This is a genomic window from Bacillus sp. P4_D3, assembly GCF_056401855.1.
In genome coordinates, this window is sequence record NZ_JBFUIN010001205.1 from 1 (window position 1) to 675 (window position 675).

The following is a 675-nucleotide window of genomic DNA, read 5'->3' on the forward strand; positions in this document are numbered from 1 at the left end:
ACTTGAGTGATACGTATTACATCATGAAAATGGATTCTTTTATCTTAACTACAAATATAAATATAGTTTTATACTTCTCATACGGTCAATGAAATTAAAGATAATCTATCTTTTAAATATTTTTGAAAATTCATCTCTCCAAATTGTTTTTACTTGTTATAAAAATATTGTGGAGTGACATAACTTAACAAACTATCCAAGGTATTAATCTCGGCATATGGTTTTATTTCGGTAGTATTCGTGATCATATGAGGGTTAAACCATATACCCTTTATATTTACATTTTGACAACCAGCAATATCCTTTTCTAAGTCATCTCCAACAAATAGTACATCTTCTGGTTGTACATTTAGCTTCTTTAATGCCAATTCAAATATGCGTTTGTCAGGTTTACTAAATCCCGTTTCTTCAGAAATAATGATTGTATCAAAATGACGATTCAAATTCGTGTTAATTATTTTAGCTTTTTGTCTCTGAGTTGATCCATTTGTTATAATTCCAACTTTAACATGCAACTTTATAGTATTTATAATATTAATAGTACTTTGGTTTATAGAAAAACATTTAGGAAAATTATTATTCCAAAAATCTTGAATACTATTGCGTGGTAATCTGTATTTCGATGGGAATTCATTAAAAAATGATTCCAAAACCATTACTTTATCACTGTGACCA

General features: G+C 27.6%; 1 protein-coding gene. It reads right to left on the reverse strand.

Features of this window, described 5'->3' with window-relative positions; translation table 11 throughout:
- Positions 1–149 precede the first annotated feature (149 nt).
- A partial coding sequence (locus AC1DTM_RS30310) for an HAD family hydrolase (protein ID WP_477001685.1) occupies positions 150–675 on the reverse strand: 526 nt, incomplete at its 5' end.